We start from the raw sequence: 12,895 nt of genomic DNA, 5'->3' as shown, positions 1-12,895 counted from the left end.
TCCGATGGGGATCGTCAATCGCGGCCGGCCAGCAGGATCTTGTCGGCCAGCAGCGCGGGCGCGCTGAAACACACTTCGTGGCTGCCCGGCAGGCTGACCAGCCGGTAGGCGCCCAGGCGCGCACTCAGCCGCGGATGCCAGCCGTACTCGCCTGGCGGCAGGGCCACGTCGTCGGTGGCGTAGAGCCAACTGCGCGGGATCTGCAATTCGTGGAAGCGCTTGAGCGGCACCGCGTCGAAATGGCTGCGCGCCGGCGTCGGGCTCAATTGCGCGTAGGCCTGCTGCGCCTGCGCCAGATCGGCGTCGCCGATGAAGCCGTCGCGCCAGATCGGGAACGGCAGCATGATGCCGCCGTCGGCATCGACCGCGTTCTTCCACAGCGCCTGGTAATGCGGCGGCAGCAGGTCGAACAGCGCCTCGCCGTCGCGCAGCACGAAGGCGTTGTGAAAGATCAGCCGCTTGCAGCGCTCCGGCTCCTCTTCGGCCAGGCGCTGCACGATGCTGCCGCCCCAGCTGTGGCCGAGCACGACCAGGTCGTGCAGGTCGTGGCGGCGCACGTAGTCCACCACCGAGGCCACGCAGTCGGCATGGGAGACGCGCTTATCGGCGCCGGCGCCATGCCCGGCGATGGTCGGCGCATGCACCTGCACGCCGTGCGCGCGCAGATGGGCGGCGACGCCGTCCCAGGCGTGGCCGTCGTGCCAGGAACCGTGCAGCAACAGATAGGTTTGCATGGGATCGTCTCCGTATGGCTCAGCGGAAGGTCCAGCCGAGGCCGAAGGTGAGATAGGTCAGATCGCAGGTGCCGGCTTGCACGCCGCCGCTGGCGACCGCGCCGCCCGGCGCGTGGGTGACGCTGCCGCTCAGCGACAGCTGCGGCGACAGCCGCCAGGTCGCACCCAGCGCGTAGTGGCGGTACTGCGCCAGCGGCGCCAGCACCGCGAGCTGCGCCTGGCTGTCGGGAATCAGCTGGCTGGCGCGCGAGTAGCCAAGCCGCAGCGACCAGGCATCGTTGAGGCGGTAGTCGGCGCCGAATCGGACGATGCGTTGGCTGCGCCAGCCGAAGCCGGGGCCGTCCGCATCGCCGAGCGCCCCGCCCTGGTCGATGCGGTTGCCATAGGCGCGCTCGCCGGACCAGTCGATCCACAGCCAGTCGGCGGCCAGGGTCAGCGCGTCGCTGGCCTGCCAGGCCAGGCCGGCACCGGCCTGCTGCGGCAGGTTTAGATGGCCTTCCGGCAGTAGCCCGCGGTAGCGCTGCAGGCGGCCGAAGCGGATGCGGCTTGACCAAGTGACGCCTGCGTTCAACCCCGGCGCCAACTGGCCATACCAACCCAGCGCCACGCCATAGCCGTACGCGGCGTCGGCACCGGCCGACTGGAAGCCGATGCCTTCCAGGCCGGCGATGTGCAGGCGCTGGTAGGCCAGCCGCGGCGAGACGCCCAGGTACTGGTGCTCGCCCACGCGCCAGGCCAGGGTCGGCGCCAGCACCACCTGCTGCAGCTTGGACAGGGTGTCGTGGCTGCCGTAGACCGGGGTGCCATAGTCGAGCGCCACGCCATGGCCGAACACCGACACGCCCAGGCTCAGGTCGTCGTTGAGCTGGCGGTTGTAGCCGGCGGTCGGCACCGGGATCAGCGCATCGTCCTTGTAGCGCGCCGTGCCGACCTGGCTGCGCACCGGCGCCGAGATCAGGGTGAGGTCGGCATCGATGCGGTCGCCGACCGCGCCCATCCAGGCCGGGTTGTTGGCCGAGGCCGCCGCGTCCAGCGGCAAGGCGATCGAGGTGCCGGCCAAGCCCTGGGTCTGTGCGCCGTAGCCGGGCAAGGCCACACCGTTGTTGGCGGCGGCAACGCCGGACACCGCGGCCACGGTCCACAGCAGCGTGCTCCATCGCTGCTTGCCGTACCGCTGCGCCCCACGGCGCGATGCATCTTGGAACTGTTGCATGATCGGGCCCTCCCTCCGAGCCGATACGTGGATGCGGCCGCCGTGCGGCGGCACGCAGGGATCCGTACCGCCACCGGAGATGTCGGCGGCAGCGGGTGCCAGAAACCGAAGACGGCGTTGGATGCTGCGCCGCGGCCGCGATGTGGCCGCGGTGCGCGGTCGGCTAGGCGGCCGCGCGGCGGCGCGCCGGATTGGCCTGGTTGTCGACGCCGTCGACCAGCGGGGTCAGGTGGAAATCGAAGGCGATCTCGGCGAACGGACCGTCCACGCCGTTGGCGGCGATGCTGGCCGGATCGCGGTGCTCCACGATCGCCGGCACCAGGCCGTCGCGGGTGGCATAGGCGAAGTCGTCGTCGACCAGCGGGTCGCCGGCGATGTTGATCTGCGTGGTCAGCTTGCGGTGGCCGTCGGCACCGACGAAGAAGTGGATGTGCGCCGGGCGCTGGCCATGCCGGCCGAGCGCGAACAGCAGCCGTTCGGTCGGGCTGCCCGGCGGCACGCCGTAGCCCTTGGGCACGATACTGCGGAAGCGGTACTGGCCGTTGTCGTCGGCAATGATGGTGCGGCGCATGTTGAACGGCGCCTGCTTGCCGGTGGGATCGAAGTGCGAATAGAAGCCGCGCGTGTCGCAATGCCAGACCTCGACGCTGGCGCCAGGCAGCGGGCGGCCGTCGGCGCCGTACACGGTGCCGTGCATGACCAGGGTGTGGCCGTTCGCGTCGCTGCCGTCGTCGAGCCGGGCGACGCCGTGCGCCACCGGCGCGCCGGCCACGTACAGCGGTCCTTCGATGGTGCGTGGGGTCGGATTGTCGATGCCCAGTGCCGCGTCGATGGCATCCAGGCGCAGGTCCAGGAAGTGGTCCAGGCCCAGCCCGGGCGAGATCAGGCCGGCCTGCCCGGCCGCGCCCAGGTCGTTGAGCCAGGCGATCGCCGCCCAGTACTCGTCCGGCGTGATCTCCAACTCGTCGATGCTGCGGAACAGATCCGACAGCACGCGGTGCACGATCTGCTTCACCCGTGGCGTGCCGCCCGGCATGTCCAGCCCGCTGACCTGGCGCAGGAACGCCTGCACATCGGGGGTGGCGAAGATCTTGACGCTCATGGTGATGCCCTTCCTTTCTCGTGGTGGCGATGGCGGCCGAGACACGTCCCCTCCCGAGGGAGCGTCCGCAGCGGAACTAGCGATCGTCCTCGTACAGCGACGAGGGGTGGCGGCACAGCGGGGTGACCGCGATGCGCATGTAGGGGAACAACGGCAGCGACAGCAGCAGCGCGTGCAGTTCGGCGTTGTCGGCCACGTCGAAGATGCTGACGTTGGCGTACTGCCCGACCACCCGCCAGATGTGCCGCCAACGGCCGTCGCGCTGCAGGTCCTGGAAGCGCGCCTTTTCGTCGCGCTTGAGCTGCTCGGCACGCTCGGGCGGCATGTCGGCGGGCAGTTGTACGTCCATGGTCACGTGGAACAGCATGGTCAGTCCTCCATGGTGGCGCCGACCGCCACCACGCTGCGGCCGCGATCGCGGCGGAAGGCCTGCACTTGCGCCTCGTCCAGCGCGATGCCCAGGCCGGGGCCGGTGGGCAGCTGCAGGTGGAAGTCGGCGTAGCGCAGGGGCTCGGTCAGCAGGGGCTCGGTCAGCAGCAGCGGCCCGAACAGTTCGGTGCCCCACTGCAGCTGCGGGAAGGTGGCGAACACCTGCGCCGAGGCGATGGTGCCGATCGGCCCTTCCAGCATGGTGCCGCCGTACAGGCCGATGCCGGCCGCCTCGGCGATGGCGGCGACCTTCTGCGCGGCGATCGGCCCGCCGGACGGCTCGATCTTCACCGCGAACACGTCGGCCGCCGGCGCCCGCGCCGCCAGGAACGCGCTCTCCGGCCCGGCCAGGATCTCGTCGGCCATCAACGCCAGCGGGAAACGCTGCATCAACCGCTGCATCGCCTCGCGCGAGGCCACCGGCTGCTCGACCAGCTCGCAGCCGGCATCGGCCAGCGCCGGCAGCGCGCGCACCGCCTCGGCCTCGCTCCAGGCCATGTTGACGTCGACCCGCACCGCCGCGCGCGCGCCCAGCGCACGCTTGATCGCGGCCACGTGGGCGATGTCCTCGGCGGGTGGCCGCGCGCCGATCTTCAGCTTGAACACCTGATGCCGGCGCAGGTCCAGCAGGTGCTCGGCCTCGGCGATGTCGCGCGCGGTGTCGCCCGAGGCCAGGGTCCAGGCCACCGGCAGGCGCTCGCGCAGGCGCCCGCCCAGCAACTCGGACAGCGGCAGGCCGACGCGCTTGCCCTGGGCGTCCAGCAGCGCGGTCTCCACCGCGCACTTGGCGAAATGATTGCCCCTGACCTGCTTGCCGATGCGCTGCATCAGCGCCTGCACGGCGGTCGCGTCGGCGCCGGCCAGCAGCGGCGCCAGGTAGCGGTCGATCGCCAGCTTCATGCCTTCCGGGCTTTCCGCGCCGTAGGCCAGGCCGCCGATGGTGGTGCCTTCGCCCAGGCCGACCACGCCGTCGGAGCAGTGCAGGCGCACCAGCATCAGGGTCTGCCCCTGCATGGTCGCCACCGACAGGCGGTGCGGACGGATGGTCGGCAGGTCGAGCAGCAGGGTCTCGACGCGCTCGACGGTGGGGGCGGTGCGGCGGTTGGGGATCGGCGACGGGTCCATGCGGACCACACTGCGCCGGCCGCGCGACCACGTCCAAGACTCTGTTGGTCTCGTTCCATACCTTTTTGGTATTTTGTCCGTGCTAACCGCTTCATTTCTGCGTTTATTGCGGCGCAACATACCCGAACGAGCACCAACCTCCGATGGACCTGCGCCAACTCCGCTACTTCGTCGCCGTCGCCCGCGAGCGCAACTTCACCCGCGCCGCCGAGCGGCTGCACATCGCGCAGCCGCCATTGAGCCGGCAGATCCAGCAGTTGGAGGCGCAACTGGGCACGCGCCTGATCGTGCGCAGCAGCCGCCCGCTGCGGCTGACCGACGCCGGCAAGCTGTTCTACGAAGAAGCGCTGCAGGTGCTGGGCCGGGTCGAGCAGATGCAGGACGCCGCGCGCCGGATCGGCCGCAGCGAGCAGCGTGTGTTCGCGATCGGCTTCGTCGCCTCCGCGCTCTACGGCGGCCTGCCGATGCTGGTGCGGCGCCTGCGCCAGCAGCGCCCGGAACTGGACATCCGTCTGCTGGAACTGATGTCCGGCGAGCAGATCGAGGCGCTGAAGACCGGCCGCATCGACCTGGGCATCGGCCGTATCCGCCACGACGACGACATGGTGGAGCGCTTCGTGCTGCGCGAGGAACGCCTGGTGGTCGCGCTGCCGATGGAGCATCCGCTGGCCGCGTCCGACGCCCCGCTGGCGCCGGACGCGCTCACCGCGCAGCGCCTGATCGTGTACCCCAGCCAGCCGCGGCCGAGCTTTGCCGACCAGGTGCTGTCGCTGCTGCGCGACCGCGGCATTCGCCCATTGGCAGTGCAGGAGGTGCGCGAACTGCAGACCGCACTGGGCCTGGTCGCCGCGGAGATGGGCCTGTGCGTCATCCCGGCCTCGGTGCGGGTGCTGCGCCGCGACCTGCACTACCGCCTGCTCGACGACGAACACGCCACCTCACCGATCATCCTCAGCCACCGCCGCAACGACAGTTCCGAACTGCTGCCGCTGATCAAGCAGCTGATCCGCGCGATGTACGCGGAAACGCCGGCGTGGCTGGACACCGCCTACAATCGCCTGCACCTCCCCTAGGCCACTGCAGCGACCGATGCACGACGAAATCCCCGGCGACGCGCCCGACTACCTGGGCGACACCCGCCGCTGGCTGGAACGCGCGGTGATCGGCCTGAACCTGTGCCCGTTCGCCAAGGCCGTGCACGTCAAGCAGCAGATCCGCTACGTGCTCAGCGATGCGAGCACGCCCGAGGCGCTGCTCGAACAGTTGGCCGAGGAACTGGTGCTGCTGCGCGACACGCCGGCCGAGCAGATCGACACCACCCTGATCGTGCACCCGGACGTGCTGCAGGACTTCCTGGACTACAACGACTTCCTCGACAACGCCGACGCCGCGGTCGAGGCGCTGGACCTGCAGGGCATCCTGCAGGTGGCCAGTTTCCATCCGCAGTACCAGTTCGCCGGCACCGCGCCGGACGACATCGGCAACTACACCAACCGCGCGCCCTACCCCACCCTGCACCTGCTGCGCGAGGACAGCGTGGAACGCGCCGTGGCCGCCTTCCCGGACGCGGACGTGATCGTCGAGCGCAATCTCCAGACCCTGGAGAAGCTGGGGCTGGAGGGCTGGAAGCGGGCGCTTGACGGCCGGGATTAGGCATTCGGGATTCGGGATTGGCAAAACCGCCATGCTCAAGCACGGCGGCGGATCCCGCTTTTACGAATCCCAAATCCCCAATCCCTAATCCCCGCCCTCGACCCCAATCCCTAATCCCGGCCCTCGAACAGCACCGCCACGTCCGCCGCCTCCAGCACCCGCCACTGCCCCGACGGCAGATCGCCCAGGCCGAAACCGCCGATGCGGCTGCGGTGCAGCGCCGCCACGTGGTTGCCGACGGCGGCGAACATGCGCCGCACCTGGTGGTAGCGGCCTTCGTGCAGGGCGACGCGCACCTGACGCGTCCCCAGCGTCTCCAGTTCCACCGGCAGCAACGGCGTGGTCTCGCCGTCGAGCATCAGCGTGCCGCTGGCGAATTGCGCCGCTTCGTCGCCACGCAGGTCCTCGGCCAGGGTGGCTTCGTAGACCTTGGCCAGCCGCGCCTTCGGCGAGACGATGCGATGCAGCAGCGCGCCGTCGTCGGTCATCAGCAGCAGGCCACTGGTGTCGCGGTCCAGCCGCCCCACCGTGGACAGCAGCGGCGAGCGCAGGCGGAAGCGCGGCGGCAGCAGGTCGTAGACGATGCGCCCCGGATCCTTGGTCGAGCAGGTATAGCCGACCGGCTTGTGCAGCGCCAGGATCAGCCCGGGCGGCGGATCCAGCGGTTCGCCGTCGACCCGGATCGCCGCGTGCGGCACCTGGTCGTCGGCGTACAGCACCTCGCCGTCGGCATCGGTGATGCGGCCTTCGCGGAACATCAGCGCCACCTGCTTGCGGCTGCCGTAGCCCAGGTTGGCCAGGTGCTTGACCAGTTTCATCGGCGCGCTCCGGCGCGGCTGCGCACCGCGTGGATCAGCTTGAAGCCATCGCGGGTGGCGAGCACCTCGGTCTCGCCGAAACTGGCGTCGAGCACCGCCTCGTAGGGCAAATGCCGGTTGGCGACCAGGAACAGCCGCCCGCCCGGCGCCAGCGCCTGCGCCGCCACCGCGATGAAGCGCCGGCCGATGTCCGGCCGTTCCATCCGCCCCGGCGCATGGAACGGCGGGTTGCTGACGATGACGTCGTACTGCCCGGGCAATCCGGTGGTCACATCGTGCCAGTGGAAGCCCAGCGCCACCCCGGCCGGCGCCTGCGCCAGGTTGGCACGCGACAATGCCAGCGCGCGCGCGTCGGCCTCGAACAGGTCCAGCGCGGTCAACTGCGGACAGCGCGCCAGCAACTCCGCCGACAGATAGCCGTAGCCGGCGCCGAGATCGGCGGCACGGCCGCGCAGGTCGGCGGGCAGATGCTCGGCCAGCAGCGCCGAGGCCGGGTCGATGCGGTCCCAGGCGAACACGCCGGGGCGACTGCGGAAGCGCCCGTCCAGGATCGGCCGCACCGCATCCAGCCTCGCCCAGCGCTGCTGCAGCGCGGCGTCGTGGCCGCCCTGCAACGGCGCGGTCCAGTACACCCGGCAGTGGTGCTTGGTCAGCTTGCCGCCGAGGCCGGCCAGGTGCTGCAGGTCGTCCTCGCCGGAACGTGCACCCTCGTTATTGGCCTGGCAGGCCACCACCACACCGCCCGGCGCGGCCAGCGCCACGGCACGCGCCAGCAACGCCCGCGCTTCCTCGCGCTGGCGCGGCGGCAGCACCAGCACCAGCGCATAGCCGCCGGCATCGGCATCGCCGTCCTGCTCGGCGCGTACGGTCCAGCCACCTTGCTGCAGCGCACTGGCGAACGGTCGGTAATCCTGCTCGCAGACCAGGTGCGGCGGCTGCGCGTGCTGGCGCAGCGCCCAGCCGTCACGGGCGCGCAGGAACAGCACCTTGCCGGCAGGCCAGCGCAGCACGCCCTGGGCGAACGGCAGGAACAGGGTCTCGAGAGGGGCGTCTTGCGCGGCCGGCATCGGGCGTTGTCTTCGGAACAGGGACGCGCATTCTACCGGCAGCGGGCGGCGAGCCCGGTTTTGCGCGAATCCAACGCATCATTGATGTTTCGGCAACATCGCCGCGCCTAGGCTGCAAGGCACCCAATGACCGGAGAGGCAGCATGCGCGCAGTGTTCATCGGCGGCGTCGTCGACAACAGCGAAGTGGACCTGGATGGCAGCCAGCCGCCGTTGCACTACCCGGAGAACACCGGCACCGGACGTCCGCGCTACCGCCTGCACCAGCGCGGCGCACGCGACGACGGCAGTGTGGTCTACGCCGTCTACGCGGCCCCGGAACTGGGCGATACCGAAGTGGAGCGCGTGTTCAACGAACGCGGCTACGCCCGCCGTTTCGGCGTGGAGCCGGCACCGGTGGAGCACTGATACCGGGCAGTAACCCAGTACACCCAGACGCGATACGCAGGAGCGGCTTCAGCCGCGGCCGGGCCCCTCCCCAGGAATGCCCAGGTCGCGGCTGAAGCCGTTCCTGCGACGGCCATGACAGGCTGTGTGATCGCGCGCCGGCATCGGCGCGATTTCGACGGCAGAAGCGCCGAACAAGTCCAGTGCGTAGCGGCGTCGGCCGCGACGGCATTTGCGTGCAACCGTCGCGGCTGAAGCCGCTCCTACGCCGGGTGCATCCCGCAGGACACCGCTGCGCCTGCAGCGAGAGACGCGATGCGGGATCATGGACCCTGGGACGCGCCACCTCGACCCGGTCTTCTGTAGGAGCGGCTTCAGCCGCGACCAGTTTTCATCAGCTAGACCTCGTCGCGACCAAGACGCCGCTACGATCGGTGCGAAATGGCGCAGCGGGCGTCATGCCCGCTGCCGCTCACTTGCCCGGCTTCGGCGTCACCCGCCACACCACGTTGCCGACGTCGTCGGCGACCAGCAGCGCGCCAGGCTTGTCCACCGCCACGCCGACCGGGCGGCCCTGCGCGCGGCCCTCGGCGTCGAGGAAGCCGGTCAGCACGTCCTGCGGCTTGCCGCTGGGCTTGCCGTTGGCGAAGGGCACATAGATCACCTTGTAGCCGGACGGCGGATCGCGGTTCCAGGAGCCGTGCTGGCCGATGAAGGCACCGCCGCGGTAGGTCGGCGGCAACAGCGCGCCCTCGTAGAAGGCCAGGCCCAGCGAGGCGGTGTGCGCGCCCAGCGCATAGTCGGGCTTGATCGCGCTGGCCACCATCTCCGCATTCTGCGGCTGCACGCGCTCGTCCACGTGCTGGCCGAAATAGCTGTACGGCCAGCCGTAGAAGCCGCCCTCGCGCACCGAGGTCAGGTAATCGGGCACCAGGTCGCTGCCGAGTTCGTCGCGTTCGTTGACCACGGTCCACAGCGTGTCGGTGCCCGGCTGCCAGGCCAGGCCGACCGGATTGCGCAGGCCACTGGCGAACACGCGGGTGGCGCCGCTGGCCGCGTCCACCTCGAGGATCGCGGCGCGGTTGAGCTCCTGCTCCATGCCGTTCTCGGCGACGTTGCTGTTGGAGCCGACGCCCACATACAGCTTCTTGCCGTCGCGGCTGGCCAGCAGGCTCTTGGTCCAGTGGTGGTTGATGCCGCCGGGCAGGTTGGCGACGAAGCTGGGCGCGGCGGTGATCTGCGTATCGCCGTCCTTGTACGGGAAACTGACCAGGGCGTCGGCGTTGGCCACGTACAGGCGGTCGCCGACCAGGGCCATGCCGAATGGCGAATACAGGCCCTTGAGAAACTGGGTACGCACCTCGGCGACGCCGTCGCCGTCGGCATCGCGCAGCAGGGTGATGCGGTTGGCGCTGGGCACGCTGGCGCCGGCCTTGGACATCATCGCGCCCTGGATCTTGTCGCGCAGGCCGCTGCTTTCCTTTTCCGGCGCCGGCGGCTCGGCGGTCTCGGCGACCAGCACGTCGCCGTTGGGCAGCACGTACAGCCAGCGCGGGTGGTCGAGATCACGGGCGAAGGCCTGTACCGCCAGGTCGGCCGCGGGCACCGGCGCGGCGCCATCGGCCCAGCGCTTGACCTCGGCGATCTTGACCGTGGGGATCATGCGCTTGACCGGATCGGGCAGCACCGGATCCGGTCCCATGCCGTCCTCGATGGGGTGCTTGGCGGTGTCGCCGCAGGCGGCGAGCAGGGCGGCGCTGAGCGCACACAACACCCAACGGGCACGAATCGGCGAAGACATGGCCATGCGTCTTGGATATCCGGGAACACGGGGGAAGCCCGATGATGCCCAGCCATGGCCCGGAAAAAGTGAAAGATGCGTCAAGATGCGTCGCCGCGCGGATCGATGTCCCAGGGCCGCGCCGGCAGCTGGCGCACGCTGCGGATCTGGTCCAGCCACAGGTAACGGTGCTGGGCCGGGTCGTCGAGGTCGTCGATACGCACCTGCGCATTGCTGCCTTCGTTGCCGTCCGCATCGCGGAACTGCTGAATGCTGGGGCGAACCGACACGGTGCCAAAGCACACGCTACCGTCGGTCAATTCGATGCGCACATGCGACTGGCCGGGCAGTTGCAGGATCAACGCTTCCAGCGCCTGGATCTGCGCCTGGTCGGTGTGGACACGCTCGGCATACTGGGTCATCGGCGGACTCCGGGGGGGGGGGCCGTCGCAGCCTAACGCCACCAGCGTGAGCCGACGGACAAGAGCACCGGGCGTGTTCGAGCCGCACCTGCCGCGGCGGCTCGGCGGGCGCGCCCTAGCGCTGCCGCGCGAAGCGTACCGCCGAGACCAGTTGCGCCACGCTGTAGGGCTTGGCCAGGTGCTCCTGGAAGCCGGACTGCAGCGCGCGCTGGCGGTCGTCGGCGCGCGCCAGCGCGGTCACCGCCACCGCCGGCAGGTCGTCCGCGCCCAGGCCCATGTTCTCGCGCACGGTGCGGATCAGGCCATAGCCGTCCATGCCCGGCATGCCGATGTCGGTGACCATCACGTCGATCGCGGCATGGCCGCCGCCGTCGAGCACCTCCAGCGCCTCGCTGGCCGAGCCCACCGCGACCACCTCGGCGCCCTGCTCCTCGAGCAGGCGCCGCAGGTAGTCGAGCATGTCCGGCTGATCCTCCACCGCCAGCAGGCGCACGCCCTTGAGCGAATACGCCTCGACCACCTGCTCGGCCATCGCGAACGCGCGCACTTCGCGCAGCGGGCGCGAGCCCGGCGCGTCGCGGTGCAGCGGCAGGCGCACGGTGAACACCGAGCCGCAGCCACGGCCTTCGCTGGCCGCGCTGATCTGCCCGCCGTGCATCTCCACCAGTTGCTGCACGATCGCCAGGCCCAGGCCCAGGCCGCCGTGCAGGCGCGTGGTGGTGCTGTCGGCCTGGCGGAAGCGGCCGAACAGGTGCGGCAGGAATTCCGGCGGAATGCCGTCGCCGGAATCGCGCACCGCCACGCTGACGTGCTCGCCATCGTCCTCGAGGTCGATCGCCAGGGCGATGCGCCCGTGCGCGGGCGTGAACTTGATCGCGTTGGACAACAGGTTCCAGAACACCTGCTGCAGGCGCGTGGCGTCGCCCAGCACCATGCACGGCTGCGAGGGCGCCTGCAGGGTCAGCGCCTGGTCCTTGCCTTCGGCCACCGGTTCCTGCGCACGCATCGCCTCGCGCACCTGCTCGGCCAGGTCCAGCGCCTCCACTTCCAGTTGCACCTTGCCCAGCAGCATGCTGCTGAGATCGAGCATGTCCGAGATCAGCCGTTGCTGCGCGCGCGCGCTGCTGGCGATCACCGACAGGCCCTTGCTGCTCGGGTCGCCCGGCGGCAGCCGCTGCAGCAGCAGATCGCTCCAGCCGAGAATGGTGGTCAGCGGCGTGCGCAGTTCGTGCGACAGCGTCGCCAGGAACTCGTCCTTCAGCCGCGCCATGCTCTCGGCGGCGTTGCGCGCGCTGCGCTCGGATTCCAGCAGTTGCTCGCGCGCCAGTTCGATGTCGCGGCGCTCGGTGACGTCCGGGCTGCTGCCAGCCAGGCCGATGAACTGGCCCTCGGCGGAATAGCGCGGCATCGCGGTCATTTCCAACCAGCGCCATTCGCCATCGTGGCGGCGCGCGCGCACCAGGGCGCGCAGGTTGCGCTGGTCGTGCAGCGCGCTGCGCAGTTCGTAGGCGAACACGCCCACGTCCTCCGGATGCAGCACGTCGCCCCAGCCCGGGCGCGCCCCGTCGGCGTCCAGATCGATGCCGAAGAACTCGGCATAGGCGGTGTTGGTGAAGCGCAGTTCGCCCTGGGCGTCGAGCACCCATACCGGCATCGGCAGGCCCTCGGCCAGTGCGCTGAAGCGCGCCTCGCTTTCGGCAAGGTCGCGCTCCATCCGCTTGCGCTCGGTGATGTCGAGGAACTGCACCGCGACCTGGCGCAGTTCCGGCGCGCCGACGCGGAACGAATCCACCGCCCACCAGCGATCCAGCGCGGTGGCGAAGTTCTCGAACTTGGCCGAACGGCCGCTCAGCGCCACCTCGCCGTAGCGCTGGAACCAGTGCTCCTCGTGGGTGGGCGAGATGTCGCGCATGCGCCGACCCACCACGTCGCGCAGGCCAGTTTCGCGCTCGAAGGCCGGATTGACCTGCAGGAACACGTAATCGACCGCGCGCTCGCCCTCGAACAGCATCTGGATCACGCAGAAGCCGGAATCGATCTTGTCGAAGATTTCGCGGTACTGCAGGTCCGTCGCCTGCGCGAACGAAGACGAGGAGGAGTCTGGGCTTGCATGCATGACGGAGTAGCTCTGAAAGCGGCCTACGGCAACGGATGAAGTCGGCGCCC

The 12,895-nt window shown here is 70.2% G+C and carries 13 protein-coding genes; 3 read left to right on the top strand and 10 right to left on the bottom strand.

All coding sequences use genetic code 11. The features are described from left to right. Nucleotides 1-14 precede the first annotated feature (14 nt). The 5 genes from Q7W82_RS05560 to Q7W82_RS05540 form a co-directional block, all read right to left on the bottom strand. Nucleotides 15-734, bottom strand: coding sequence for an alpha/beta hydrolase (locus Q7W82_RS05560; RefSeq protein WP_242159658.1), 720 nt, complete (start codon nucleotides 732-734; stop codon nucleotides 15-17). Nucleotides 735-753: 19 nt separating this feature from the next. Then, a complete protein-coding gene (locus Q7W82_RS05555) occupies nucleotides 754-1,947 on the bottom strand; it encodes an outer membrane protein transport protein (protein WP_242159657.1) in 1,194 nt (397 codons plus the stop codon). Between the two features lie 163 nt (nucleotides 1,948-2,110). Continuing rightward, nucleotides 2,111-3,049 carry a catechol 1,2-dioxygenase gene (gene catA, locus Q7W82_RS05550; protein ID WP_242159656.1) on the bottom strand — a complete coding sequence of 313 codons (939 nt, stop codon included), beginning with the start codon at nucleotides 3,047-3,049 and terminating at the stop codon, nucleotides 2,111-2,113. Nucleotides 3,050-3,125: 76 nt separating this feature from the next. Next, nucleotides 3,126-3,416: a muconolactone Delta-isomerase gene (gene catC, locus Q7W82_RS05545; RefSeq protein WP_242159655.1), complete on the bottom strand. Its 291-nt coding sequence runs from the start codon at nucleotides 3,414-3,416 to the stop codon at nucleotides 3,126-3,128. A gap of 2 nt (nucleotides 3,417-3,418) precedes the next feature. Continuing rightward, entirely contained in the window at nucleotides 3,419-4,603 is a 1,185-nt protein-coding gene (locus Q7W82_RS05540; RefSeq protein WP_242159654.1) for a muconate/chloromuconate family cycloisomerase, read from the bottom strand. A gap of 143 nt (nucleotides 4,604-4,746) precedes the next feature. On the opposite strand from Q7W82_RS05540, the gene Q7W82_RS05535 reads away from it, so the two are divergent. Then, nucleotides 4,747-5,676 carry a LysR family transcriptional regulator gene (locus Q7W82_RS05535; protein ID WP_242159652.1) on the top strand — a complete coding sequence of 310 codons (930 nt, stop codon included), beginning with the start codon at nucleotides 4,747-4,749 and terminating at the stop codon, nucleotides 5,674-5,676. Nucleotides 5,677-5,692: 16 nt separating this feature from the next. Next, nucleotides 5,693-6,256 carry a DUF1415 domain-containing protein gene (locus tag Q7W82_RS05530; protein WP_242159650.1) on the top strand — a complete coding sequence of 188 codons (564 nt, stop codon included), beginning with the start codon at nucleotides 5,693-5,695 and terminating at the stop codon, nucleotides 6,254-6,256. A 110-nt stretch (nucleotides 6,257-6,366) separates the two neighbouring features. Here the strand turns inward: Q7W82_RS05530 and Q7W82_RS05525 are convergent, their stop codons facing one another. Continuing rightward, the gene (locus Q7W82_RS05525; protein ID WP_242159648.1) at nucleotides 6,367-7,074 is read right to left on the bottom strand and encodes a pseudouridine synthase; all 708 of its coding nucleotides are present in this window, start codon (nucleotides 7,072-7,074) and stop codon (nucleotides 6,367-6,369) included. Next, the gene (locus Q7W82_RS05520) at nucleotides 7,071-8,141 is read right to left on the bottom strand and encodes a class I SAM-dependent methyltransferase (protein ID WP_242159647.1); all 1,071 of its coding nucleotides are present in this window, start codon (nucleotides 8,139-8,141) and stop codon (nucleotides 7,071-7,073) included. The genes Q7W82_RS05525 and Q7W82_RS05520 overlap by 4 nt, the downstream gene beginning before the upstream one ends. Nucleotides 8,142-8,284: 143 nt before the next feature. Here Q7W82_RS05520 and Q7W82_RS05515 point away from each other — a divergent pair, with 143 nt between their 5' ends. Then, nucleotides 8,285-8,548, top strand: coding sequence for a hypothetical protein (locus Q7W82_RS05515; RefSeq protein ID WP_017908770.1), 264 nt, complete (start codon nucleotides 8,285-8,287; stop codon nucleotides 8,546-8,548). 451 nt (nucleotides 8,549-8,999) lie between these two features. Here the strand turns inward: Q7W82_RS05515 and Q7W82_RS05510 are convergent, their stop codons facing one another. The 3 genes from Q7W82_RS05510 to Q7W82_RS05500 all read right to left on the bottom strand — a co-directional run bounded on the left by Q7W82_RS05510 (nucleotide 9,000) and on the right by Q7W82_RS05500 (nucleotide 12,845). After that, a complete protein-coding gene (locus Q7W82_RS05510; RefSeq protein WP_242159646.1) occupies nucleotides 9,000-10,334 on the bottom strand; it encodes a sorbosone dehydrogenase family protein in 1,335 nt (444 codons plus the stop codon). 74 nt (nucleotides 10,335-10,408) lie between these two features. After that, nucleotides 10,409-10,729 carry a DUF3247 family protein gene (locus Q7W82_RS05505; protein ID WP_242159645.1) on the bottom strand — a complete coding sequence of 107 codons (321 nt, stop codon included), beginning with the start codon at nucleotides 10,727-10,729 and terminating at the stop codon, nucleotides 10,409-10,411. Nucleotides 10,730-10,844: 115 nt separating this feature from the next. Continuing rightward, nucleotides 10,845-12,845 carry an ATP-binding protein gene (locus tag Q7W82_RS05500; protein ID WP_242159644.1) on the bottom strand — a complete coding sequence of 667 codons (2,001 nt, stop codon included), beginning with the start codon at nucleotides 12,843-12,845 and terminating at the stop codon, nucleotides 10,845-10,847. Between the last annotated feature and the right edge of the window lie 50 nt (nucleotides 12,846-12,895).

It is taken from the genome of Xanthomonas indica (assembly GCF_040529045.1).
GTDB lineage: Bacteria > Pseudomonadota > Gammaproteobacteria > Xanthomonadales > Xanthomonadaceae > Xanthomonas_A > Xanthomonas_A indica.
This window is presented reverse-complemented; position numbering and strand designations above follow the sequence as displayed.

Excerpts from the sequence above, each read along its gene's own strand:
- Q7W82_RS05515 (WP_017908770.1), top strand. The coding sequence starts at position 8,285 with ATGCGCGCAGTGTTCATCGGCGGCGTCGTCGACAACAGCGAAGTGGAC.
- catA (WP_242159656.1), bottom strand. The coding sequence starts at position 3,049 with ATGAGCGTCAAGATCTTCGCCACCCCCGATGTGCAGGCGTTCCTGCGC.
- Q7W82_RS05500 (WP_242159644.1), bottom strand. The coding sequence starts at position 12,845 with ATGCATGCAAGCCCAGACTCCTCCTCGTCTTCGTTCGCGCAGGCGACG.
- Q7W82_RS05540 (WP_242159654.1), bottom strand. The coding sequence starts at position 4,603 with ATGGACCCGTCGCCGATCCCCAACCGCCGCACCGCCCCCACCGTCGAG.
- Q7W82_RS05560 (WP_242159658.1), bottom strand. The coding sequence starts at position 734 with ATGCAAACCTATCTGTTGCTGCACGGTTCCTGGCACGACGGCCACGCC.
- Q7W82_RS05535 (WP_242159652.1), top strand. The coding sequence starts at position 4,747 with ATGGACCTGCGCCAACTCCGCTACTTCGTCGCCGTCGCCCGCGAGCGC.
- Q7W82_RS05505 (WP_242159645.1), bottom strand. The coding sequence starts at position 10,729 with ATGACCCAGTATGCCGAGCGTGTCCACACCGACCAGGCGCAGATCCAG.
- Q7W82_RS05555 (WP_242159657.1), bottom strand. The coding sequence starts at position 1,947 with ATGCAACAGTTCCAAGATGCATCGCGCCGTGGGGCGCAGCGGTACGGC.
- Q7W82_RS05530 (WP_242159650.1), top strand. The coding sequence starts at position 5,693 with ATGCACGACGAAATCCCCGGCGACGCGCCCGACTACCTGGGCGACACC.
- catC (WP_242159655.1), bottom strand. The coding sequence starts at position 3,416 with ATGCTGTTCCACGTGACCATGGACGTACAACTGCCCGCCGACATGCCG.
- Q7W82_RS05520 (WP_242159647.1), bottom strand. The coding sequence starts at position 8,141 with ATGCCGGCCGCGCAAGACGCCCCTCTCGAGACCCTGTTCCTGCCGTTC.
- Q7W82_RS05510 (WP_242159646.1), bottom strand. The coding sequence starts at position 10,334 with ATGGCCATGTCTTCGCCGATTCGTGCCCGTTGGGTGTTGTGTGCGCTC.
- Q7W82_RS05525 (WP_242159648.1), bottom strand. The coding sequence starts at position 7,074 with ATGAAACTGGTCAAGCACCTGGCCAACCTGGGCTACGGCAGCCGCAAG.